Annotated in this window: 19 protein-coding genes and 1 pseudogene; 5 read left to right on the forward strand and 15 right to left on the reverse strand. The window is 34.2% G+C overall.

Translation table 11 applies throughout. From position 1 onward, the window contains the following. Positions 1–105: 105 nt before the first annotated feature. A complete protein-coding gene (locus tag QO182_RS05735) occupies positions 106–948 on the reverse strand; it encodes a transglutaminase family protein (RefSeq protein ID WP_371535965.1) in 843 nt (280 codons plus the stop codon). Between the two features lie 83 nt (positions 949–1031). On the opposite strand from QO182_RS05735, the gene QO182_RS05740 reads away from it, so the two are divergent. The 5 genes from QO182_RS05740 to QO182_RS05760 all read left to right on the forward strand — a co-directional run bounded on the left by QO182_RS05740 (position 1032) and on the right by QO182_RS05760 (position 7784). After that, entirely contained in the window at positions 1032–3614 is a 2583-nt protein-coding gene (locus QO182_RS05740; protein ID WP_371560415.1) for a circularly permuted type 2 ATP-grasp protein, read from the forward strand. Then, a complete protein-coding gene (locus tag QO182_RS05745; protein ID WP_371560417.1) occupies positions 3604–4473 on the forward strand; it encodes a transglutaminase N-terminal domain-containing protein in 870 nt (289 codons plus the stop codon). The genes QO182_RS05740 and QO182_RS05745 overlap by 11 nt, the downstream gene beginning before the upstream one ends. Positions 4474–4589: 116 nt before the next feature. Next, positions 4590–5423, forward strand: a complete 834-nt coding sequence (locus QO182_RS05750; protein ID WP_371535971.1) for an ATP cone domain-containing protein — start codon at positions 4590–4592, stop codon at positions 5421–5423. A 28-nt stretch (positions 5424–5451) separates the two neighbouring features. Continuing rightward, entirely contained in the window at positions 5452–6807 is a 1356-nt protein-coding gene (locus QO182_RS05755) for an MBL fold metallo-hydrolase RNA specificity domain-containing protein (RefSeq protein ID WP_371535973.1), read from the forward strand. 293 nt (positions 6808–7100) lie between these two features. Continuing rightward, positions 7101–7784 carry a DedA family protein gene (locus tag QO182_RS05760; protein WP_371560419.1) on the forward strand — a complete coding sequence of 228 codons (684 nt, stop codon included), beginning with the start codon at positions 7101–7103 and terminating at the stop codon, positions 7782–7784. Positions 7785–7892: 108 nt separating this feature from the next. Here the strand turns inward: QO182_RS05760 and QO182_RS05765 are convergent. The 14 genes and pseudogenes from QO182_RS05765 to glpK all read right to left on the reverse strand — a co-directional run. Next, a pseudogene (locus QO182_RS05765) lies at positions 7893–8213 on the reverse strand (TCP-1/cpn60 chaperonin family protein); the annotation flags it as partial. 97 nt (positions 8214–8310) lie between these two features. Next, positions 8311–8910 carry a DUF6705 family protein gene (locus QO182_RS05770; RefSeq protein ID WP_371543087.1) on the reverse strand — a complete coding sequence of 200 codons (600 nt, stop codon included), beginning with the start codon at positions 8908–8910 and terminating at the stop codon, positions 8311–8313. Between the two features lie 11 nt (positions 8911–8921). Continuing rightward, positions 8922–10013 carry a hypothetical protein gene (locus QO182_RS05775; RefSeq protein ID WP_371560421.1) on the reverse strand — a complete coding sequence of 364 codons (1092 nt, stop codon included), beginning with the start codon at positions 10011–10013 and terminating at the stop codon, positions 8922–8924. A gap of 1649 nt (positions 10014–11662) precedes the next feature. Continuing rightward, positions 11663–13291 (reverse strand): chaperonin GroEL, encoded by a 1629-nt coding sequence (groL, locus tag QO182_RS05780; RefSeq protein ID WP_371543080.1) that lies wholly within the window; start codon positions 13289–13291, stop codon positions 11663–11665. 75 nt (positions 13292–13366) lie between these two features. After that, positions 13367–13642 carry a co-chaperone GroES gene (gene groES, locus QO182_RS05785; RefSeq protein WP_371543078.1) on the reverse strand — a complete coding sequence of 92 codons (276 nt, stop codon included), beginning with the start codon at positions 13640–13642 and terminating at the stop codon, positions 13367–13369. Between the two features lie 131 nt (positions 13643–13773). Continuing rightward, positions 13774–14100: a preprotein translocase subunit SecG gene (gene secG, locus QO182_RS05790; protein ID WP_339918758.1), complete on the reverse strand. Its 327-nt coding sequence runs from the start codon at positions 14098–14100 to the stop codon at positions 13774–13776. Positions 14101–14103: 3 nt separating this feature from the next. Beyond that, on the reverse strand, positions 14104–14955 hold the full coding sequence (locus QO182_RS05795) for a tetratricopeptide repeat protein (RefSeq protein ID WP_371560423.1): 852 nt from the start codon (positions 14953–14955) through the stop codon (positions 14104–14106). Between the two features lie 48 nt (positions 14956–15003). Further along, positions 15004–15507, reverse strand: a complete 504-nt coding sequence (locus QO182_RS05800; protein WP_371543073.1) for an LptE family protein — start codon at positions 15505–15507, stop codon at positions 15004–15006. A gap of 186 nt (positions 15508–15693) precedes the next feature. Beyond that, positions 15694–16953: a sigma 54-interacting transcriptional regulator gene (locus QO182_RS05805; RefSeq protein WP_371543071.1), complete on the reverse strand. Its 1260-nt coding sequence runs from the start codon at positions 16951–16953 to the stop codon at positions 15694–15696. 70 nt (positions 16954–17023) lie between these two features. Beyond that, the gene (locus QO182_RS05810; protein ID WP_371543069.1) at positions 17024–17170 is read right to left on the reverse strand and encodes a hypothetical protein; all 147 of its coding nucleotides are present in this window, start codon (positions 17168–17170) and stop codon (positions 17024–17026) included. 11 nt (positions 17171–17181) lie between these two features. Beyond that, positions 17182–18627: a tRNA (N6-isopentenyl adenosine(37)-C2)-methylthiotransferase MiaB gene (miaB, locus tag QO182_RS05815; protein WP_371560424.1), complete on the reverse strand. Its 1446-nt coding sequence runs from the start codon at positions 18625–18627 to the stop codon at positions 17182–17184. Positions 18628–18961: 334 nt separating this feature from the next. Next, positions 18962–19753, reverse strand: coding sequence for a hypothetical protein (locus tag QO182_RS05820; RefSeq protein WP_371560426.1), 792 nt, complete (start codon positions 19751–19753; stop codon positions 18962–18964). A gap of 18 nt (positions 19754–19771) precedes the next feature. Next, on the reverse strand, positions 19772–20503 hold the full coding sequence (locus QO182_RS05825; RefSeq protein ID WP_371560428.1) for an MIP/aquaporin family protein: 732 nt from the start codon (positions 20501–20503) through the stop codon (positions 19772–19774). A gap of 21 nt (positions 20504–20524) precedes the next feature. Further along, on the reverse strand, positions 20525–22021 hold the full coding sequence (gene glpK, locus QO182_RS05830; RefSeq protein WP_371543058.1) for a glycerol kinase GlpK: 1497 nt from the start codon (positions 22019–22021) through the stop codon (positions 20525–20527). Positions 22022–22023 lie beyond the last annotated feature (2 nt).

Genomic DNA, 22023 nt, shown 5'->3' on the forward strand with positions numbered 1-22023 from the left:
TTAAAAAATATGTTATTAATATACGTTTTCATAAAATAAAAAAATATATAGGATAATGAGAATTTAGGGAATGAAAATTTATGGATAATTTAAATTAAGTTCTTTTCAATAAGAAATAAAAAAATCATCAGAAGAATAAACAGGGTTTAAATCCCCAATCAAATTTTCACATTCAATATTCATATACGTACAAGAAGCATTTCCGAAAAGATTTGCAACCGCAACATCTGACCCGTCTTTCCCATGAGCAATTTTAACTAAACTGCTTATATTTGATAAGCGAGTGGGGTCAAAAATAATCCATTGTCCGCCTATGTAAACCTCAAAACAAGCATGAATATCTGGCGGATTAATATTTGTTGCGTAACAGGTAAAATATCTTGCAGGAATGTTTAAAGCTCTACAAAGAGCAATGCCAAGATGAGCAAAATCTTTACAAACACCTTCCCGTTGGTTCAGTGTGTCATAAGCGGATGTGCTTGCATCAGTTGTTCCTGGTACGTAATCGACATTGTTAAATATCCAATCATTTACAGCAACAGCTTTCTCGATATCCGATTGTAAATATCCAAAAAGTTTAAACGCTAATTTCATTAATTTGTCAGAAGGGCAAAGTCTGCTTGGAGACAAATAAGGCACTATTTTGTTGTCTAATTCAAAAATAGAAGTGTTTTTAAAAAGAGATTTTTTGCTAATGGTTTTGAATTTAACGTCTATTTCTCCTTGGTAACATATCTGAAAGGGGACGAATTCATTGGCTTGAACTGTAATGAACCTAATTTTTGAATCTGGTAAAGAGAACTGTTTAAAAGGCAAGTTAGGTGTTATTTCAAGAGACTCTGAAATAATTTTTTGATTGTAAGAATTTCCTAATGCTTGAATGTTAAAAATGCATGTGCTTGAAGCATATACATCGTAGAAAAGGTCTGCTTTGATTCTAAAACTCATTAGACAAAAGTACTGTATATTAGAATATAACATGATGAATTTGTTAAAAAAAGCTGTAAATTCGCGCCTTACAAAAACTATGCATGAATACACCTATATCTTTTTTAGATTCCTATAAAAAAACAATAAATTCATATGATGAGGTTATAAATAAAAGTGGCGAAGTAAAATCGTATTGGGCAACTATTTTTGCTACTTTAGAAGCTGTAGGGCTAGATGAATTAGGGATTAGAAATGAGGAAATCATCAATAAACTCAAGGAAAACGGTGTTACTTATAATGTTTATGACTCAGAGAACGAATTAGTTCGTCCATGGAAATTAGATCCGATACCTTTTGTAATTCATCAATCTGAATGGGCTACAATTGAAAAGGGACTTATTCAAAGAGCTAATTTATTGGATTTGATTTACAAGGATATTTATGGGGAGCAGCTATTAATTAAAAACAATATTATTCCCGCAGAATTAGTTTTTAATAATTCAGGTTTTTTAAGACCTTGTTTCGATATACAGCATAGCGAATTTCACCAGCTTTCACTTTTAGCATGTGATATTGCGAGAGGTCCGGATGGCAAAATGTGGTTATTAGATAATCGCGTTCAATCACCGTCAGGATCAGGATATGCTCTTGAGAATAGAATTGTTATGGCAAATGTTTTTCCGCAACTTAATAAAAATATTCACCGCGGTAAGTTAGGTCCGTATTTTATTGAATTGCAAAAAACGGTAGGGAAACTTGGTAATAATGCTGAAAATCCAAATGTGGTTTTCTTATTACCAGGAGCAGGAAACGAAACCTATTTTGAACATGTTTATCTTTCTTCCTATTTAGGGTTTAAGTTAGTTGAAGGAAGTGATTTATTGGTTCGTGAAGGGTACGTTTGGTTAAAGACAATTGACCAGTTAGAGCGCGTGGATGTAATCATTAAGCGTATTGATGATCAGTGGTGCGATCCGTTAGAACTTAATAAAAATTCGCTACTAGGAATTCCGGGACTATTACAAGTAATGCGCTTAGGAAATGTAGCTGTTATTAATCCTCCTGGAATTTCGGTTTTAGAAAATCATGGGCTTATGGCATTTATTCAAAATGCTTGTAAGTTTTTATTGAAAGAGCCACTAATCATGAATTCCACCGCTACTTGGTGGTGCGGTCAAACTAAGGAGTTAACTTATGTTCTGAATAATTTACCCAAATTAATTATAAAAAAAACCAATAGAGATTTAGGTTTTAAATCTGTTTATGGAAGAAAGTTAAATAAAGAACAATTAAAGGAACTCAAAGCTACTATTTTGAGTAATCCAAAGGAGTACGTGGCGCAAGAAGAAGTAAGTTTGTCGACTACGCCTTCTTTAATCGATGGCGAAATTCTGCCAAGACTAGCTGTAATTCGGGCTTTTTTAATTTCTGATGGGAGCAATTATAAAGTGATGAAAGGTGGGCTTACTCGTAGTTCAGTTGTAGAGGATAAATTTCAGATTTCAAATCAATTTGGAGGGATTTCAAAAGATACCTGGATTATTTCTGATAATCTGGAAGAATTAGAAGAGCCAAAAGAGCAGCAAGATGATATTATAGAAATTAAAAAAACCAATCAGATTTCTATGAGTACGGCTTTGACGAGTAGAAATGCTGAAAATTTGTTTTGGGTAGGAAGGTTGTCTGAAAGAACATTGGTGTTAACTAGTTTCTTGAAAATAATTTTTAATCGATTGAATGAAAATGTAAGTAGTCATGGAAAAAAACAACCTGAATTTTTAGTTGTTTTACTTAAAGCGGTTACGCATCTTACACAAACTTATCCTGGCTTTGTAGGTGAAGATGGAGAAGAAGATGAAGCTGCTTTTGAAAAGCCCTTGGCAGAGTTGATTCCTTTGATTAAAGATGCAAAAAAGGAAGGCTCGCTAAGTTATAATGTCCAGTCGCTTTTATATACAATCAATCATATTAGTGAAAAATGGAATAATGATACTAAAGGAATTATCTATTTAATAGAAGAAAGTTTAGTTAGTTTGAAAGCGTCTGACGAACAAAAGATTAGCCAAACCACTCACGGTCTAGATAAATTATACATAAGACTAATGGCATTTTACGGAAACACTTACGAAACATTACCGCGAGAAAATGGTTTTTATTTGTTTGAAGCCGGAAAAAATATTGAACGATTTTTATCGCTTGTTTCAGTCATTCAAACTTTATTTTGTTTTAAAAGAAGTGAAGAGGTAGAACAGTTATTATTAGAATCTGTTTTAGAAAACCATAACTTATTAGCTCAATATCGAAGTAATTACAAATCACACTTAAATTTAGTTACAGTTATAAACATGCTGTTTCTAGAAAAAAATTCGCCTTACACACTTGCTTATATTTTAGATACGCTTGCTTATAATATTTCCAATTTGCCAAAAAAATCAGAGTTTAACCAATTGAGTATTGCTGAAAAGAAAGTGTTAGAAGCAAGTACAATAATTAAATTAATTGACCCTGAGGAATTAGAAAAAGCTGACGAAAATAATTTTAGAGAGACATTAGATAGCACTATCAACACCGTTTCTGAACTAATTTCATCGGTAACTAGTAGCTTATCAAGTTTATATTTTAATCATTCAGTGATGCAACTTTCATTTTTAGCCACAGATAAAAATAATTCTGATGAAATATAAATTAGTACACAAAACGACCTATACTTACATTGATTCAATTCATAATTATCAATGTATTGTTTGTTTACATCCTATAAGTTCAGAAAGGCAAAATTGTGAAGATTTTAAATTGACAATAGAACCCAATCCACAAAATTTATATGCTCGAAAAGATTATTTTGGCAACACCCAATATTATTTTTCGATTCTAAAACCGCATAAAGTTTTGCAGGTTATTGCAACTAGTATTGTTGAAGTTTTTCCGCCAAAATTAATAGTAGCTAATGCTATCACCTGTTCTGAAGCGTTAAATTTGTTTAACACTAAATTGGCGTTAAAAAATGAATTACTACAATTTCAACTTCCAAGCCCTTTTATTTTTTGGGATGAAGATATTAAACTTTTTGCACAGACTTGCTTGGACCCCAATGAATCACTGTACGAATCAGTTGCTAAGTTATCTGAAAAAATATTCACAGAATTTGAATTTAACTCAGGAGCAACTACAATAAATACACCATTAAATGAAGTTTTAAAACTCCGTAAAGGAGTTTGTCAAGATTTCACTCACTTGATGATTGCTGGTGTAAGAAGTTTAGGGTTTGCTGCTCGTTATGTAAGTGGTTACCTAGAGACTCTTCCTCCAAAAGGTAAGGTAAAACTGCAGGGTTCTGATGCTTCTCATGCATGGGTTTCTGTTTATGTTCCTGAAATGGGCTGGTGCGAATTTGATCCTACAAATAATATAATATCAGGAGAACGCCATATTGTTACTGCCTATGGTCGAGATTACTCCGATATTTCTCCATTAAAAGGAATTATATTTAGTTCAGGAGAACATAAAGTAAAGGTGGAGGTTGATGTAATTCCAATTTTATAATTAGATTGTTCGTTTTTAATTATCTATTGATGCTTTTTAATATAAGGCTAAATATTCGATTTGTTTTGCGTATCTTACAGTAGGCTTAGTAGTATAGTAATCAGTATTTTGTAAGTATGAAAATAATTAAACACTCTGGAGATATTGTTGATTTCAATCCTGAGAAACTCAGGAAATCACTTATGAAATCAGGAGCAGACGAATCAGCGGTCGAGGATATCTTACATAAAATCAGTAAAGAGATTTACGAGGGAATTTCTACAAAAAAAATTTACAAACGTGCTTTTGCTTTGTTGAAAAAAGAAGCCAATTCACATGCTGCGCGATATAATTTAAGATCGGGTCTACAATTACTAGGTCCTGCCGGTTTTTTCTTCGAAAAATATATTGCGCGACTATTTATTGCTGATGGCTATCAAACTACTACCAATTTAATTTTGCCAGGCAAATGTATTTCACATGAAATTGATGTTTTGATTAAGAAAGACGATGTGCTGTCAATGATTGAATGTAAGTTTCATTCGGCAAGAGAAAATAAATCAGATGTAAAAGTTCCATTATATGTTTTTTCGAGATTTAATGATTTGAAAGAAAGAAAGCAAATCGTTTTTGCGAAGAATGAAAGCATTGAACAATGCTGGATTGTAACCAACAATCGATTTACATCTGATGCGGTAGATTTTTCAAAATGTTCGGGCATGAATTTATTAAGTTGGGATTACCCAAAAGACAATAACTTGAAAACTAAAAATGATATTGATTGTCTTTATCCTGTGACTTGTTTGACAACATTGTCTCTGGCAGAAAAAGACAAGTTATTAATACTAGATGTAATATTGGCAAAAGAACTAATAAATAATTCTGATAAATTAGAAAGAATTGGTTTAAGTGCTAACAGAATTAAAAATGTTTTAAAAGAAGTAAGGGAGTTAGTTAGATGTGTGAAGTAAGTATGTCTTTAATTTTAAAAGTAGGAACATGAAAGTAAAGTTTATAGGTGCGGCAGGAACTGTGACAGGTTCTAAAACATTAGTTGAAAGCAACGGGTTAAGGATTTTGATTGATTGCGGACTGTTTCAGGGAATAAAGCCTTTGCGGGAACTAAATTGGCAACCATTACCAGTTTTGGCTTCCTCTATTGATTGTGTGCTTTTAACACATGGACACTTAGATCATTGCGGTTGGTTGCCCAGATTAGTCGATCAAGGATTTAAAGGAAAAATATATTGTTCAGGTCCTACAAAAGAAATTGCGGAGATTATTCTTTTAGATAGTGGTAAAATTCAAGAAGAGGAAGCTGAGAAAGCAAACAAAGAAAAGTATTCTAAACACGAAGTCGCAGAGCCACTTTATAATGTAGAACAGGCTCGAAAGGTTTTCCCTCATTTTAGAATTGTTAATGTAGATGAGCCAGTGCCGTTAGATGCTGAAATTTCGGCGGTTTTTGTCAATGCTGGACATATCATTGGGGCCTGCAGTATTGAGTTAACAATCGAAAATAAAACATTAGTTTTTTCAGGAGATATTGGTCGGGATAATGACGTTTTAATGTATGCTCCAACAAAACCTAAAAAAGCAGATTATATCTTTCTTGAAAGTACGTATGGGGATCGTCTTCATCCGGATACTGACCCCAAGTTAGAATTAGAAACGTATATTAATAATACTTTTAGAAAGGGCGGGACAGTTATTATACCCAGCTTTGCAGTGGAGCGCGCACAAATGATTATGTATTTACTTTGGGAACTCAAAGAAGAAGGTAAAATACCTGATGTTCCGTATGTTGTAGATTCTCCAATGGGAGTAAGTGCTTTTGATGTTTTTTTTGAAAACAGAAAATGGCATAAGTTGTCTCTGGAAGATTGTGTAGCAATAAATAAAATGTTTACGATGATTACTGATTATAAGGAAACGATTGATACAATTTATAATAAAAAACCAAAAGTTGTGATTGCTGCAAGTGGAATGGTGACGGGAGGGAGAGTTTTGAGTTATTTAGAACGATACATCAGTTTACCTGAAACAACCGTCATTATTGTGGGATACCAAGCAGAAGGCACAAGAGGTAGAAAGTTAGTAGAAGGAGCCAAGGAAGTCAAGATTTACGGTAAATATTACCCCGTAGAAGCAAATATTTTAGAAATAGAAGGACTATCAGCACATGCGGATCAAAAAGGACTCCTCAGTTGGCTTTCGGCATTGGAAAATAAACCTAAAAAAGTATTCTTAGTTCATGGTGAAAATAAACCAGCAGATGAACTTCGTATAAAAGTAAAAGAGGTTTATGGGTTTGATTGTTCTGTACCTTTAATGGGACAGGAATTTGAGCTCTAAATTTTTTTGTAGATGGAATTAAAAACAAAGCCCAAAGATTTCTCTTTGGGCTTTGTTTTTAAGATAATTTAAAGAGTATTGTACCTAAGAAAAAGAGAATTGTGTTATATTGATTACAAACTTCCAATGTCAAAAATATTCAGCTAATAAAAGGGATGACGATCTAAAGGTCTAATTCATTTAAAATGATGCTTCAATAGTTAATTAAAATTTAAAATTATGCAATAAATTGTGGGTAATATTATTTATACCTACTTTCACGCATTAATAATCTAAGCATTAAACCCCAAAGAATGAATAGTTTTGATTGGAAGAATTTAATAGACCCTCTTTTTTACATTCATTTTGATGTAAACGGTATAAAACTAGGTGTTTATATTGTGTTATTTATTGTTTTTGCAGAGACAGGATTGTTCGCTGGTTTCTTTTTACCGGGTGATAGTTTACTTTTTTTGGCAGGAATTTATAATAGAGAGTTAATAGAAAATGTGCTTTTTATAGACAGTGCTTTTATTAACGTTATGATATTGTCTACTTCGGTAGCAATAGCTGGTGTTTTAGGTAATATAGTAGGGTATTGGTTTGGGTCTAAAAGCGGATATTATCTCTATAATAAAAAGGATACTTTTTGGTTTAAGAAGAAATATCTAGTACAATCAAAAGATTTTTTTGAGAGACATGGAGGTAGAGCTATTATTTTTGCTAGATTCTTGCCTATATTTAGAACTTTTGCTCCTATTGTAGCAGGTATTGTAACTATGGATAAAAAAAAGTTTATGTTTTACAATATCGTAAGTTCTTTCCTTTGGTCTTTTACCTTAATTTTTGCAGGACACTATTTATATGGTTTCTTATTGGATAATTATCAAATTGATTTAAAGAACCATATTGAATTAATAATTATTGGTTTAGTGGTGTTAACTCTTTCTCCTGTATTGCTTAAATTAGCTAAAAAAAGTAAAGTAAATGAAGATTAAAAATAGAATAATCAGTTTTAAAGGTTAGTTTATATTTCCATTATTATACTAAATAAAAAATCCGTTCACTTTTTGTGAACGGATTTTTTTATGATAAATGGTTTGGAATTACATCATTCCCGGCATACCGCCACCCATTGGCATTCCGCCTGCATTTTCCTCTTTAATGTCAATCAACGCACATTCGGTCGTTAGTATCATCCCTGCAACAGATGCAGCGTTTTCTAACGCAACACGTGTTACTTTTTTAGGATCAATAATACCAGCTTTTAGCATATCAACATATTCGTCATTTTTAGCATTGTAGCCAAAATCACCTTTTTCTTCAGCTACTTTTGCAACAACAACAAAACCTTCAAGACCTGCATTTTCTACAATAGTTCTTAATTGAGATTCTACTGCACGAGATATGATTTGAATCCCTGTAGCAAGACACAAAAAAATTATAGCAATTATAAAATAATACAAGAAAAATCTTGCTAAAAAATTTTAGAGCAGGATTGATTCCTTTTTACTAAATCTTATTCTATTGCTTTATTAAAGTAATGTAACTACCAAAATAGGGCTTTGCGGGTTTTGGAGTGCCCTCTTTATAAGTACGCATCCTCCAGCCAATCCAAATTTCAATGGCAGCTTGGCTATTTACAGTTACTCTTCGGATTTGGATATCGCCCGAATTATGTGTAATCTCATCTACAATACCACCAGCTAATCGTTTTTCAGATGGGGCACAAATATTGCACCCCAATTCATTTCCAATCAAGATTCTATTTGCTGTGATGCTATGATTGTTTTGATGGTCTAATTTATAGAGTGTATTTATCAATTCTATGCCATCTTTTATATATTGGTATTCGCCAATAATTAAATCGTCGTAACGAATACCGGGGACGGAATATAGTTGGTACATTGTCCTTTTTTGTAATACAATTTTAAGCGAAGTAGTACCGCTGGTATAAATATAAGTGCCTTCATAGGCATTCAATTGGTTAGTTGTGTCTTTAATATAAAAGCCTTGAATTTCCGGAACTCTATTATTTCGATCTTCAATATCAAATACGGGAGATTGTGCCTTGCAAGATATTGTAAGCACAATGAACAAAAGTGTAAGGTTAATTTTTTTCATAATTATATATGTTATTGACAAGGGGTTTTTGTTATGGTTGATTGATTTAGCGTTAGTTTATCCCAATTATTTAGTGTATTGCCTCCTTTGAAAAGAGAAATCCCATAATTATTAAATTGCTCTAAAAAACTTTTCTCTAGCTGATTATTACTTTTTTCATATTTCTGTGCTTGCTCAGCGTGTATTAAATTTATTTTTTTTTCTTCGGAAAACCCACTATATTTTGGATCATTCCATACCGCATTAACCTCACTACGCAGCATAGCAACTTGGTCAATCTGTAGGGTATAAATAAGTGCTTCCCCAGTAGTATTGTCTTCAACCACTATCGAAAGAAAAACATCCCGAGCTCTGGTAGAACTTGCGTTATCATAAGTAGCTAATAATGTTTTTATATCTTGAAACGAAAACATATCGTAACCATTTTCTGGATGACTATGAATGCTACCAATATAAGTAGATCCCGTTGATATCTCTACTGAAAATTCATTAGTTGAGGAAATCTGAGTGTATTCATATCTATAAGTTTCATCAGGATTCATACGTTTTTGAACTTCTACGGCGTGTTCTAAGTTATTAATTGGAGCATTCACTTTCTCCTTTAGCCAATCAATTTGTGATTTTATATTTTCTGGGTTAATGTCACTAAAAACTGTTCTTAAGTTATCACAAGGGGCGCTAAGTGGATCGGCTGGAGGAGGAGGGTCTTCCCCACCACCACCATCTTGACACCAAGGCCAACTATTATTAACTGCACAGTCATAAGGATCTTCTTGGGGTGGTGTTTCTGGATCTGGCTCGTCTATCCATTCACATTCATAAACACTATATGTGTAGTTTGAACAAACTTCCTCTCCTCCTGGGCCAACACAAACTTCATATTCAGTTTCACGGTCAGCACAAACGTAGCCTAGGTTAGTAGCTGTTTTAGATGTCTTTTTTTGTTTTGTGATTGACGACGTCCGTTTTAATTTTTTATTTACAACACCTTTTGATAAGACCCAGACCATAGTATAATTGTCTTTTGGGTTTTTAAATGAAACTTCGCCATCAAATTGCTTTGATTTAAAGTTACCGCTATTGATTTCTTTTATATCTCCCATAAATGTATCTGATGGAATATATTCTATAATGGTTTCTCTAATTTTTCCTTTTCAAATGTAAGCAATAATCGCTGTCGCCCACTAATTTTTCCATTTTTAGATAATGGCTTATAAGTTTTTTTATCCAAGGTAAAATTCACTTCTACAGCTTCTGTATTTTCAAATGTTATTGCCGATTTCCAGATGGGTATGATCTTGTAACTGCTTAAATCGTGTTTAAAAAAAGCAGGACTTACCTTTTTCGTAGTTTCAAGCGAACCTTTTACAGTTGAAATGGGTTACAATTCTTTCACTTGGCAAGAATAATTTGTCAATAATAGGAATAGCACACTAATTAATACTATTTTGTTTTGTTTCATAGTTTATAGCAGTTTATTGGTTAAAAATGGTTGAGTATGTATTTATAAAATCTATTGAAAAATCAGCAAACGCCAATTTTTTTTTGTTCGAGTTTTTTCCGTACAGAAATACTTTTATGGTTTGATACTTGATTATTGCTTGTTCAGGTTGCTAGAATCCATAATTGTAAGCTGTGGCATAAAGCCTAATTTTTTCATCTCTGCTTCTAAAGGCAATATTTTTGTATTTTTCATCAAGCACCTGATAAAATACCTTTAAATACCGCAACTGCCATTGCACGTTTTCTAAACGATTAATTCTTTCTTCTCTGCTTTTCTTTTCATCTTTATCCTAAATTACAATAAAATTGTATTTTTCTAAGTTTTCAGAATTAGCGACAAACTCTTCCGAGTCTTCTACAAAAGAGGGTTTCATCTGGAAATATCCTATCGAAAAATCAGAAGCCATTTTTCCTCTGTTGATGTATAATATTCTATTGGAAGAGGTTTCAATTAAATCACTAAACGAGTTAAATCGTATGACCTCTGGAAATGCAATTGCTATGATTGCTGCTCTTTCGTTTTTGTTTAACTCTCGATTTATAATTTGTTTTTGAGAGACTAATAGCGAAACGGTACTTTCAATCTCGTTCCGATAATAGTCAACTGCATTTTTATTTTTTGCATCAACAAAAAAACTTGTTTGCTTAATTTTAACCTGAGCTGTTGTTACTATTTTGTTTTTATAATTTGTAAAAATAAAAGCAAGGAGAACATATATATGTGTGTTTTAACATTTTTTTTGCCATTCATGTAGCTAATATATATATATATATATATAATCCTACAGAATTAAAGACTTTATGCATGAAATTTCTTTCCATCTCGAAAGTATAATAAAGAAATAATATTTGTTTTTTTTATTTTAAACGTTAACAAAATATACAGTTTACGCTGTACATTTTGTTAAAACTTGAAAAGTACAGCCTTGATCCAAAAATAGGCACAAAAAAAGCCCGAAGCGATAAACTTCGGGCTTTTCAGCTCTGTTTTTGTCTTTCGACAAAACATTATATCATTCCTGGCATACCGCCACTCATTGGGTTTCCTCCATCATTTTCTTCTTTAATATCAATCAAAAGACATTCAGTGGTTAATTTTTTTTCTGGTAAATGAGGAAGCATTTTTCAATGTTACACATGTTGTTTTTTTAGGACTGATACTTGTGGTTTTTAGCAGATCTGTATAAATAGAAAATCCGTCCCATTATTAAACGGGACGGATTTTTTATATAAAAGGGTTTGTTTGATGCTACATCATTCCTGGCATACCGCCACCCATTGGGTTTCCACCACCGTTTTCTTCTTTAATATCAATTAAAGCACATTCAGTAGTCAAAATCATTCCCGCAACTGATGCAGCGTTTTCTAACGCAACACGTGTTACTTTTTTAGGATCGATAATACCAGCTTTCAGCATGTCTACATATTCATCTGTTTTAGCATTGTAACCAAAATCGCCTTTTCCTTCAGCTACTTTTGCAACAACAACAGAACCTTCAAGACCTGCGTTCTCAACAATAGTTCTTAATGGTGATTCAACTGCACGAGATACAATTTGTATTCCAGTTGCCTCATCTGCATTGTCTGCTTTTATAGCGCTTAATACATTTTTAGCTCTTAATAATGCAACACCACCACCAGCAACAATACCTTCTTCTACAGCTGCGCGAGTTGCGTGAAGTGCGTCGTCAACTCTGTCTTTTTTCTCTTTCATTTCTACTTCAGAAGCAGCACCAACATAAAGAACAGCAACTCCACCAGCTAATTTAGCTAGACGTTCCTGTAATTTTTCTTTGTCATAATCAGAAGTTGTAGCTTCCATTTGACCTTTAATTTGGTTTACACGATTTTTGATCATGTCAGCTTCACCAGCACCACTTACAATCGTTGAGTTGTCTTTATCGATAGTTACTTTTTTAGCAGTACCTAACATTTCTAAGGTAGTATTCTCAAGGGTATATCCTCTTTCTTCAGAGATTACAGTTCCACCAGTCAAGATCGCGATATCTTCAAGCATTGCTTTTCTTCTATCTCCAAAACCAGGTGCTTTTACAGCAGCAATTTTTAAAGCTCCACGTAATTTATTTACAACCAATGTTGATAGTGCTTCACCATCTACATCTTCAGCAATAATTAACAATGGTTTTCCAGATTGAGCAACTGGTTCAAGAACTGGTAATAATTCTTTTAGAGAAGAAACCTTTTTGTCGTATAACAAGATATAAGGATTCTCTAATTCTACTTCCATTTTTTCAGAATTGGTAACAAAATACGGAGAAAGATATCCTCTGTCAAATTGCATTCCTTCTACAACATCTACATAAGTATCTGTTCCTTTTGCTTCTTCAACGGTGATAACACCCTCTTTTCCTACTTTTGCAAAAGCAGCAGCGATTAACTCACCGATTACTTCGTCATTATTCGCAGAGATAGAAGCAATTTGTTTGATTTTATCAGAATCAGTACCTACCACTTGAGATTGTTTCGCTAAGTCAGCAACAATAGCTTCGACCGCTTTATCGATACCGCGTTTCAAATCCATTGGATTTGCTCCTGCCGCAACGTTTTTTAATCCTTCTTTTACAATTGCTTGCGCTAAAACAGTTGCAGTTGTAGTTCCGTCACCAGCCAAATCATTGGTTTTTGATGCTACTTCTTTTACCATTTGAGCTCCCATGTTTTCTAATGGGTCTTTCAATTCAATTTCTTTAGCTACAGTTACTCCATCTTTTGTTACTGTTGGTCCACCAAATGATTTTCCAATAATTACATTACGACCTTTTGGCCCTAGAGTAACTTTAACCGCATTTGCTAATGCATCAACGCCACGTTTTAATCCGTCACGAGCTTCTATATCAAATTTTATATCTTTTGCCATTTCTTTTATTTTTTTTAAATTTTTTGAAGAGACAAGTTTATACTTGCCTGTATTATTTTAGATTTATTTCTGCAATTATATTATTGCAAGAATGTCATCTTCTCTCATTATCAAATAATCTTTACCTTCTAATTTCAATTCAGTACCAGCATATTTTCCGTAAAGAACGCTGTCTCCAACTTTTACAGTCATTGTAAGTTCTTTTGTACCATTTCCAACTGCAACAACAGTTCCTTTTTGTGGTTTTTCTTTAGCAGTATCTGGAATAAAAATCCCTGACGCAGTTTTTGTTTCAGCAGCTACTGGTTCTATAAGAACGCGGTCAGAAAGTGGTTTAATGTTTAAAGCCATGATTTTATTTTTTAATTATATTAGTGTGTATTGAAAGTCAGAAATTATGCCACCCTTATTTAACTGACATAATTTCTTATAAAAAATGCCAGCTTTGTCAGGCTGGCATTTTTTATAATATATGTGATGAATTATTTTGTAGCTGGTACGTCTTGTATTGGTGTAGCAGGTGCAACTGGAGCTGCAGTTTCTGTGTTGTCAATAATTTTAGAATCTGTATCGCTTAATGTTCCTGTGAAGCTTAAACTTGATAATAATATTAATGCGATTAGTATTGTAGCCAATGTCCAAGTACTTTTGTCTAAAAAGTCAGTTGTTTTTTGTACTCCACCTAACATTTGAGAACCACCTATTGTAGATGATAATCCACCGCCTTTAGGGTTTTGAACCATTATTACTACAATCAATAGAAAACAAACTATTGTTATTAAAACTAAAAAAATTGAAAATGTGCTCATTGTTTAATTATTATTTTGTTGTAAAATCTTAATATCCGCTATACGGTCTGCAAAGAAACTACTTTTTTCTGGATATTTCAAAATTAATATATCATAAGCTTGAATCGCTTTTTGATATTTTTTTTGTTCTAAATATACCCTTGCTAAAGTTTCAGTCATTAGTGAAGAATGATCGTCCCTGTTTATATCAATTCGAACCGTGGATGTTACTCCGTGTTTAACTGGAGATATCTTCGGGCTCGTTTCAATAAACTTATCTATTAATGCTGCTTTTTTCTTTTGACCTTCGTTTTGTGTTGTTGGTTTTGGGATGGTTGTTTTTTTATTCTCCCTGTCGATAGGCTGTGTTCTAGATAGCTGAAGCCATTCCTGGAAAGAATGTTGTTCGTTCTTAGAAAAATCTAATGGTGTGCCTATGGCTAGTTTCTCTTCTGTAGGATTTAGTTCAGTATTTATCTCAACAGCAGAAACTCCTTTTATAGAGGTTAAGATTGATTGTTCTAGTGTGTTCTTTTTTGGCTCTACAATCTCTTGAGGGGAGATTATTTCGCCGTCAATGACATCGATATCTAGAAGTTCCAACGCTTTTTTATCAAACAAATCGTTTTGAATTGCGATAAAGCTATCTGAAGTTATGAAGTCAAATAAGATCGTTCTATCGGTTGTATGTGCAGCAGTAACTTTTAAAGCAAAATTATATCTAAAACTATTTTGGTTGTATAGTCCTTTTAATCGTAAAGCTCTTGCACTTTGAAAAAAGGGAAATTCATCCAGCACTTTATCTAAAGCTAAAGTATCTAGCTCCGAAATAGTGTTTGGTTTATTGATTAAGGCTGTATAAGACGTTACGTTCATTTTTAAGTTTCAGATTTCAGATTTTTTAAATCTAATTGCGAAGTGTGATTACCATTTAGCGAGAGATTCATTAAATATGTCTTGGGTGATTCTTTCATAAATCACGTCAATCGCACTATTTAAAGTGGAGCCAGAAAGTTGTTCGGTAGCAGCGTAATCAAAATAAAATTCAAAGGTTTTTTCGAAATTATCGGCTTCCTTATTTTTATTAGTAAATCTTACGTTCACTCTAATTTTCAAACGGTTTTGGGAAGCTTTTTGATCTGCCGTCGCAGTCATTGGGCTTATTCTATAATCGACAATTTCGCCTTCATAGGTTAAATCGCCTCCGTTTTTTACTAAATTTAGATTGGTTTGATTCTGAATAATATCTTGTAAGGCAAGCGTAAATGTTCTATCAATTCCAGGTTCAATCAATGCGGCATTGTTTTGAAAAAAGTTAACTTGAAATGTTTTTGCATCGATCTTTCCAGTTCCAGTGAAGTTGTACACGGAACAAGAAGTTAAAATAAATAGAGAAAACAGCGCTAGTGAAGAATATATTTTTTTCATATTTATTATTGAAAATTCCATTTTTTGAAAACTCAAATTCCAATTTGATCGAATTTATAATTTTCAATTTTGCCAAATATACTAATTTGGATGAGGAAATTGATTTATTAGTTTTTGCTTTTCCAAATTTAGAATTCGCTCAGCTATCGGAAAATAGCGAATTATTTTTTGGATGTTTTAGTTGTGTTATAAATCGAATTGTTTAATTTTTCGATACAAAGTTCTTTCCGAAATCCCTAACTCATCTGCAGCGGCTTTTCGTTTTCCTTTATTTTTTTCTAATGATTTTTTAATCATTTCGATTTCCTTTTGTTCTAATCTCAAAACTTCTTCTTCCTCTTCAACAGTTTCGGCAAAAAGATAATTGTCGTCATTTTCTTGATAGTTTCCTTCATTGCTTTGACTCGAAATCAATGCTGTTCTTGGTTCTTCTTCAAAATCTATTTCATTATCATTTTCTTTAGAGCCATATATTTTGGTAATCAGGTTTTTATTAGTTTCCTGAACTTTAGAACTGCCGTTTTCCATCAATTCTAAAGTAAGTTTTTTTAGATCATGTAAATCACTTTTCATGTCAAAAAGCACTTTGTACAGAATTTCTCTTTCGTTACTAAAATCACTCTCACTTTTTTTATCCTTTATAACCGAAGGCAAATTGCTGCCTTCAGAAGGTAGATAAGATTGTAAAACAGCAGCACTAATATCGCGATTGGTTTCTAAAACAGAAATTTGTTCAGCAACATTTCGCAGTTGACGGATGTTTCCGCTCCAGCGAAATTTTTGTAATACTTGAACTGCGCCTTCATCCAGTTTTAATGGAGGCATTTTGTATTTGAAAGCAAAGTCAGCAGCAAATTTTCTGAATAATAAATGAATGTCATCTTTTCTGTCTCGTAATGGGGGGAGTAGAATATCAACGGTACTTAAACGATAGTATAAATCCTCTCTGAATTTTCCTTTTTCGATAGCATCAAATAAATTTACATTGGTAGCTGCTACGATTCTTACATCTGTTTTTTGTACTTGGGAAGAACCAACTTTCATAAATTCGCCATTTTCTAGAATACGAAGTAACCTAACTTGGGTTGTAAGTGGTAGTTCGCCTACTTCGTCAAGGAAAATTGTTCCGCCATCAGCTACTTCAAAATAACCTTCGCGCGTTGCTGTTGCTCCTGTAAAAGCCCCTTTTTCATGACCAAAAAGTTCACTGTCGATCGTACCTTCAGGTATCGCACCACAGTTAACCGCAATGTATTTCCCGTGTTTTCTATGGGAAAGGGAATGAATAATTTTCGGAATGCTTTCTTTTCCAACACCACTTTCACCCACAACCAATACTGAAATATCAGTAGGGGCGACCTGAATGGCTTTTTCTATCGCACGATTTAACTTTGGGTCATTCCCAATAATCTCAAATCGCTGTTTTATGTTTTGAACTGATTCCATTATTTTTTTTGTTTACTGGCTTCGAGAGAACTTTTTTTTAAGTCAGGGACTTAATAATCTTAAAGATAGTCTATTCGTCAGTTTTTGTTTGCGTGTCTTTTTGTAGGGCTGTTTTTTCTACTTTATGTTTTGGGAAATAGGTTCTAATTATATAAAACGTTCCTCCAAATCCTATGATGAAAGTAAGTATAGCGATGAGTATTTGTTTTTTTGTCATTATTTGTATTTTTAATTTATGTCACTCAACGCAATTGCTTCTCCTTTTAAAGTACCGCTAGTGCAGCTTGTGATTTTTACGTTTACAAAATCACCAATTTTATAATTCTCTTTAGGGAAAACTACGGTAATGCTTTGTGAGTTTCTTCCAGAAAATTCCTCGGTAGATTTTTTTGAAACTTTCTCTACCAAAACCTCTACAGTTTGTCCAATAAATTCCTCAGAGCGTGACCAGGCATGTTTTTGTTGCAAGTCTACAATTTCCTGCAATCTTCGTGCTTTAGTTTCTTCGGTTACATCATCTTCCATTTTTCTTCCGGCTAATGTTCCCGGTCTTTCAGAGTAAGAATACATATAACCAAAGTTGTATTTCACATATTCCATTAAACTCAAGGTGTCTTGATGGTCTTCTTCTGTTTCTGTTGGGAAACCGGCAATCATATCTTGTGAGATAGATCCGTTTGGAATAATAGTTCTGATTTTATCAATCAATGTCATGTATTCTTCACGGGTATGCAAACGGTTCATTTCCTTCAAGATTCTATTGCTTCCTGATTGAACTGGTAAATGAATATGTTTACAGATATTTGGATGTTTTGCAATTACGTGCAAAACACTTTCGTGCATGTCTTGTGGATTAGAGGTAGAAAATCGAATTCTCATTTTTGGGAAACCAACAGCTACCATTTCTAATAATTGGTCAAAATCAACTGCAGTTGCTTTTTGCATTTCAGATGCGGTTGCGAAATCTTTTTTCAATCCGCCGCCATACCAAAGATAACTGTCCACATTTTGCCCAAGCAGTGTAATTTCCTTGAACCCTTTGTCCCACAAATCCTGAATTTCCTTCATTATACTTTGAGGTTCACGACTTCTTTCTCGTCCGCGGGTAAAAGGCACCACGCAAAACGTACACATATTATCACAACCACGAGTGATAGAAACTAGTGCTGTAATTCCATTACTCATTAAACGAACCGGTGAAATATCGCCATAGGTTTCGTCTTTCGACAAAATTACGTTGATCGCATCACGTCCTTCTTCAACTTCAGCCAATAAATTAGGCAAATCTTTATAGGCATCAGGCCCTACAACTAGGTCAACAATTTTTTCTTCTTCTAGGAATTTGTCTTTCAAACGCTCTGCCATACAGCCCAAAACCCCAACTTTCATTTTCGGGTTAATACGCTTTACAGCATTGTATTTCTCTAAACGTTTTCGCACTGTTTGCTCTGCTTTATCACGAATGGAACAAGTGTTTACTAGAACCAAATCGGCTTCTTCTAGAACTTGAGTGGTATTGTATCCGTTAACAGATAATATGGAAGCTACAATTTCGCTGTCCGAAAAATTCATCGCACAGCCATAGCTTTCTATAAAGAGTTTTTTAGTGTTCTCAGGTTTGTTTTCTAGAACAAGACTTTCACCTTGTTTGCTTTCTTCAATTATCTTTTCCATTATCTTTTTTCAGATTGCAAAGATACGGTAATTGCTATAGATGTGACAAGATGTCAGATGAACATTTAACAATGTTTTTGGTTTTTATTTGTATTACTGCTGAGAATCAAAAGGTGCAGCTCTTTCCAGCTTTCCGTTGCAAGTCCTCGTAAAGAATTAAAGTTTCCAAAGTCCCAGAAAGAGCTTCTTACAGTCGCTTTTCTAGAACAAGAAACTTTTAGTTTTTTTACTCCGGGCTTTTCACTCTAATCTGGGCTAACTAAAGATTACAATTTTAAAAATAGTAAAGACTCTCTTTCAGTATAAGCGAGTCTTTATGCAACAAATTAAAACTTTAGAATAAACCGACATCTAATTGGATTCTTGCAATTTTATTAGCGGGATTCCACATCGCAGTTGTAGAAACAGCTAACTTATAATCAAATATTTCAATGTTTTTCGTGACCGTCATACCTGTGTTTACGATATCAAAATTACTTTCTGTTTTGTTAGTATATAAATGCTTACTCCCATTAATAGGAAAAGCAGCGCCCATAAATACATTCAGATTTACCTTTTGGTCTCTAATAAGTGGATAACTTAATTCTACATAGGTAGAGTGTATGCTACGATAATCATTACCATCGTTTAATTTACGATCATTTAAACCACTATAAAGTAATACATCCGCTTCAATTCGTACAGGGAAGTTTCCTGGAAAACGGTAGGATGTTCTTAAATCAATGAGATGTGTGGTAGTTCGTTTGTCATAATTAAATACCCGCGGAGTTTCAACCCCAGTCGTATTGAATAAATCCCACAATGCAATTGATAAGTTGTTTTTCTGGTATTGAACGAAATAATTTATTTCAGTGTACCTTCCATCAAATCCGGCTCCGCCCCAAAACCCAACAGTAAAGTTTTGTTCTTTGTTTAGGGCATAGTGGATGTAACCAGTGGCGGTCATGCCATCGTTTATGACCAGTCCTCTCCATAAATGGCTAGTTCTAAGATTGACATTAAAATCTAATCGAGATGTTTTTATTTCCGTTTTAGAGGTGTTTATTGTGTCTGAAACAACCGTTTTTTGAGCGTATCCAGTTAACCCTAAGCATATGAATAGAGCGCAAAAAATTTTGGTTTTCATTACTTTATTTTTTTAGTGTTATTGTAGTACCATATGTAGCCCTGCGGCTATGGCTGCCCCAACTATAGGTCCTACTACCGGAATCCAGGCATAAGACCAGTCGCTGCTCCCTTTTACAGGTAAGATTGCATGCATTATACGTGGCCCCAGGTCTCTTGCGGGATTAATGGCATAACCGGTTGTTCCTCCTAAAGACAGACCGATGGCCCAAACCAAAATGGCGACAGGCAATGCACCAATAGTACCCAATCCTATTTTTGCAGTACTGTCTGCGCTCAAAGTAAGTTCTGGTCCAGCAATATGAAAGATCACAAAAATTAAAACGAAAGTCCCGATGATTTCGCTGATTAAATTAGAAGAATAATTGCGGATAGCTGGGCTTGTACTAAAGCAAGCTAACTTTTCTCCTTCATTATCGGTGATAGCGAAATGATCTTTATTGAAAAGCCAGACTAAGAATGCTCCTAACATAGCTCCAATCATTTGTGCAATGATATAATAGGTTACCTGATTCCATGCAAATTTACCAGCGATTGCCAGCCCAATGGTCACGGCAGGATTTATGTGTGCTCCGCTAATTGGCCCTGCAACGGTAACAGCTACGAAAACAGCAAATGCCCATCCTGCGGTAATAACAATCCATCCTGAACTATTGCCTTTGTTTTTTTTTAGAACGACGTTTGCGACTACTCCGTTACCTAGTAAAATAAGGAGCATTGTGCCTATTATTTCTGCTACAAATGGTGTCATATTTTTGTTTTAGAGATAAAATTATTCTTCAACCCAGTTTCCAGCGCGCCCAACGGCTTTGTTCCAGTTTTTTAGTAGTTTATCTACTTCTTCTCTTGGCATTTCCGGAGTAAATTCCCGGTCAATAGACCATTGTTGTTGTAAGTCATCTACACTTTTCCAGTAGCCCACAGCCAATCCAGCTAAGTAAGCAGCGCCTAATGCTGTCGTTTCTAGCGTTTTTGGTCTAATTACATTAGAGCCAAACAAATCGGATTGAAATTGCATCATTAAATTATTAACAGCTGCTCCACCATCGACTTTTAATTCTTTTCCTTCTTTTCCAAAATCAGCTTCCATTGATTTTGCTAAGTCATATACTTGATAAGCGATTCCCTCTAGGGTCGCACGTGCTATATGACCGTTGGTCGTTCCTCTTGTAATACCCAGAATTGCGCCTCTGGCATACTGGTCCCAATGTGGCGCACCTAATCCAGTTAAAGCAGGAACAAAATAAACGCCTCCATTGTCTGGTACGCTCGCTGCCAAAGTTTCGATTTCTGCCGCTGTATTGATCATTTTTGCCCCGTCTCGCAACCATTGAACTGCCGCTCCACCTACAAAAACACTTCCTTCTAAGGCGTAAGTGGTTTTACCGTTGATTTTCCAAGCGACCGTAGTCAGTAAATTATTTTTAGAATAAACAGGTTTGTCGCCAATATTCATTAGCATGAAGCATCCCGTTCCGTAAGTGTTTTTTACCATACCCGGTTCGGTACATAATTGTCCAAAAAGTGCGGCTTGTTGGTCTCCTGCTACACCGGCGATTGGAATTTTTGTAGAAAATAGTGTAGTGCTGGTTTGTCCATATATTTCGCTGCTTTGTTTTACTTCGGGTAACATGGCTAGTGGTATGTCGAATAACTCAAGTAATTCAGTATCCCATTCTAATGTATGAATGTTTAACAATAAAGTTCGACTTGCATTAGAGACATCAGTCATGAACATTTTACCTCGAGTTAGTTTCCAGATTAACCAGGTGTCTACAGTTCCGAAACATAGTTTTCCTTGTTCTGCTTTTTCACGAGCGCCTTCTACATTGTCCAAAATCCATTTTACCTTAGTCCCAGAAAAATAAGCGTCTAAAACCAGTCCTGTCTTTTTTTGAATCATATCTGCATGGCCATCTGCTTTTAATTTATCGCAATATTTTGCTGTTCGGCGATCTTGCCAAACAATGGCATTGTATAAAGGTTTGCTAGTTTCTCTATCCCAGACGATTGTTGTTTCGCGTTGATTGGTGATGCCAATGGCAGCTATTTCTCTACCGGAAATCCCTATTTTAGCGATAGCTTCTGCAGCGCAACTAATTTGAGAGGACCAAATCTCATTTGGGTCATGCTCAACCCATCCAGGTTTTGGGAATATCTGTTCAAATGGTTTTTGAGAAATACTTACCGTTTCACCATCATGGTTAAAGACGATAGCTCTGGAGGAAGTTGTTCCTTGATCTAGTGTTAAGATTAATTTGTTTTGCATGA

The sequence above is a fragment of the Flavobacterium sp. Arc2 genome, assembly GCF_041431385.1.
Classification (GTDB): domain Bacteria; phylum Bacteroidota; class Bacteroidia; order Flavobacteriales; family Flavobacteriaceae; genus Flavobacterium.

Coding starts and splice junctions, on each gene's coding strand:
- QO182_RS05755 (WP_371535973.1), top strand. CDS start 5,452: ATGAAAGTAAAGTTTATAGGTGCGGCAGGAACTGTGACAGGTTCTAAA.
- groL (WP_371543080.1), bottom strand. CDS start 13,291: ATGGCAAAAGATATAAAATTTGATATAGAAGCTCGTGACGGATTAAAA.
- QO182_RS05805 (WP_371543071.1), bottom strand. CDS start 16,953: ATGGAATCAGTTCAAAACATAAAACAGCGATTTGAGATTATTGGGAAT.
- groES (WP_371543078.1), bottom strand. CDS start 13,642: ATGGCTTTAAACATTAAACCACTTTCTGACCGCGTTCTTATAGAACCA.
- QO182_RS05745 (WP_371560417.1), top strand. CDS start 3,604: ATGAAATATAAATTAGTACACAAAACGACCTATACTTACATTGATTCA.
- QO182_RS05770 (WP_371543087.1), bottom strand. CDS start 8,910: ATGAAAAAAATTAACCTTACACTTTTGTTCATTGTGCTTACAATATCT.
- QO182_RS05740 (WP_371560415.1), top strand. CDS start 1,032: ATGAATACACCTATATCTTTTTTAGATTCCTATAAAAAAACAATAAAT.
- QO182_RS05795 (WP_371560423.1), bottom strand. CDS start 14,955: ATGAACGTAACGTCTTATACAGCCTTAATCAATAAACCAAACACTATT.
- miaB (WP_371560424.1), bottom strand. CDS start 18,627: ATGGAAAAGATAATTGAAGAAAGCAAACAAGGTGAAAGTCTTGTTCTA.
- QO182_RS05800 (WP_371543073.1), bottom strand. CDS start 15,507: ATGAAAAAAATATATTCTTCACTAGCGCTGTTTTCTCTATTTATTTTA.
- glpK (WP_371543058.1), bottom strand. CDS start 22,021: ATGCAAAACAAATTAATCTTAACACTAGATCAAGGAACAACTTCCTCC.
- QO182_RS05810 (WP_371543069.1), bottom strand. CDS start 17,170: ATGACAAAAAAACAAATACTCATCGCTATACTTACTTTCATCATAGGA.
- secG (WP_339918758.1), bottom strand. CDS start 14,100: ATGAGCACATTTTCAATTTTTTTAGTTTTAATAACAATAGTTTGTTTT.
- QO182_RS05820 (WP_371560426.1), bottom strand. CDS start 19,753: ATGAAAACCAAAATTTTTTGCGCTCTATTCATATGCTTAGGGTTAACT.
- QO182_RS05825 (WP_371560428.1), bottom strand. CDS start 20,503: ATGACACCATTTGTAGCAGAAATAATAGGCACAATGCTCCTTATTTTA.
- QO182_RS05775 (WP_371560421.1), bottom strand. CDS start 10,013: ATGGGAGATATAAAAGAAATCAATAGCGGTAACTTTAAATCAAAGCAA.
- QO182_RS05760 (WP_371560419.1), top strand. CDS start 7,101: ATGAATAGTTTTGATTGGAAGAATTTAATAGACCCTCTTTTTTACATT.
- QO182_RS05750 (WP_371535971.1), top strand. CDS start 4,590: ATGAAAATAATTAAACACTCTGGAGATATTGTTGATTTCAATCCTGAG.
- QO182_RS05735 (WP_371535965.1), bottom strand. CDS start 948: ATGAGTTTTAGAATCAAAGCAGACCTTTTCTACGATGTATATGCTTCA.